Origin of the sequence: Sphingomonas sp. SAFR-052, assembly GCF_051965015.1 — a bacterium.
Classification (GTDB): domain Bacteria; phylum Pseudomonadota; class Alphaproteobacteria; order Sphingomonadales; family Sphingomonadaceae; genus Sphingomonas.
Window position 1 is genome coordinate 1 of the sequence record NZ_JBQCMO010000038.1, and the last position, 1,184, is coordinate 1,184.

The following is a 1,184-nucleotide window of genomic DNA, read 5'->3' on the forward strand; positions in this document are numbered from 1 at the left end:
TGCTTGCGGCATAGCTCCGTCACCACTGCACCCGCCTCGGCCTCCTTCAGGATGCCGATGATCTGCTCTTCCGAAAACTGCTTCCGCTTCATTCCGTCCGTCCCTTCGAGGGGCCGGTCTCTAGGTCCACCTGGATGAAGAAACGGGGGTCACGTCAATCTGCCGACCCTAAGACGGATCCTCGCTGGCGCTATGCCGGCAGCGAATGGGCCAAGCCAACGCCGGGTTATCCGCCACAGACTGCATCGGGAGAATGGATGATCCCGATCATCGTCAACATGCCGTATGGCATGATCGCCAGCCTTGAAGCGGAAGCACAATCTGGACGGTTTGAACATTTGGTCCGGGCGGCGCTGGTAGCGGCCGGCCATGGTAAGGCGGACGATATCGCAGGCGTCCCATCCGATCGATTTCTCGACATTGACGAGTGTGCCGAACGAGCGGAACGGACCTGACCGGAAGGACTACTGACCACGCTCGAGTTGCAGGATATTTATCAATGCCGATCACCCATACATTGCTGTGCAATCGGCTGTCGCTTCGGGTTCCAGCTTGGCCAAAAAACACTCTGATGCATCGGCGTTCGACAACGCTTTGATCAGGTTCACGATGCGTCACGGTTTGCCTCGCCCAAGCCCACCAACGAACGCGAAATCGTCGATCCAACCATAGCCCAGCGCGAGCGCATACCGCCGCTGCGCAACCGGGACCCGAGAGGGATAGCAATGCCGACATCGCAGTAGCAACGAACCACGACCAGATCAGCCTGTTTTGAAGAAGCCCGATCGGGGATGTTCCGAGCCTTGCCAACGAACGCGTCGCTACGTTCCGTGACATGGAACGTACGGGTCCAGATCGGCGACAAAATGACCCGGCTGACCCGCACCGAAACCGGTCGAGGATTCGGGAATGGCGATGCTGCTCCACGCGGTACGGAACAGCTTGCCTGTGCCTCGTGCACTGGCGTTCCGCCGCGACTGATGGACCTGACCCGCGAAGATTTAAGTGAGCGGGAAAGGGCCGCGCACCAACGCGATTTCACCTATCGTATGGATTGACGTGACCCCCGTTTCTTCATCCACCTGGACCTAGAGACCGGCCCTCGAATGAGCTGCTACCCGTTCCTGGACCACTTGGCTGGGCGTCATCCAGCATCTGCCGGCAGCGGCGGGCCATGTGCCGCT

Annotated in this window: 3 protein-coding genes; 2 read left to right on the forward strand and 1 reads right to left on the reverse strand. The window is 59.6% G+C overall.

Going from position 1 to position 1,184, the window contains the following annotated elements:
- Nucleotides 1-92, reverse strand: a 92-nt coding sequence (locus tag ACTHQV_RS19235; protein ID WP_440492326.1) for a transposase, incomplete at its 3' end; no start/stop codon positions are given.
- A gap of 165 nt (nt 93-257) precedes the next feature.
- Here ACTHQV_RS19235 and ACTHQV_RS19240 point away from each other — a divergent pair.
- Both ACTHQV_RS19240 and ACTHQV_RS19245 read left to right on the forward strand, forming a co-directional pair.
- Nucleotides 258-455, forward strand: coding sequence for a hypothetical protein (locus ACTHQV_RS19240; protein WP_440492324.1), 198 nt, complete (start codon nt 258-260; stop codon nt 453-455).
- Nucleotides 456-866: 411 nt separating this feature from the next.
- Nucleotides 867-1,058 carry a hypothetical protein gene (locus tag ACTHQV_RS19245; RefSeq protein ID WP_440492325.1) on the forward strand — a complete coding sequence of 64 codons (192 nt, stop codon included), beginning with the start codon at nt 867-869 and terminating at the stop codon, nt 1,056-1,058.
- The last annotated feature ends 126 nt before the right edge of the window (nt 1,059-1,184 follow it).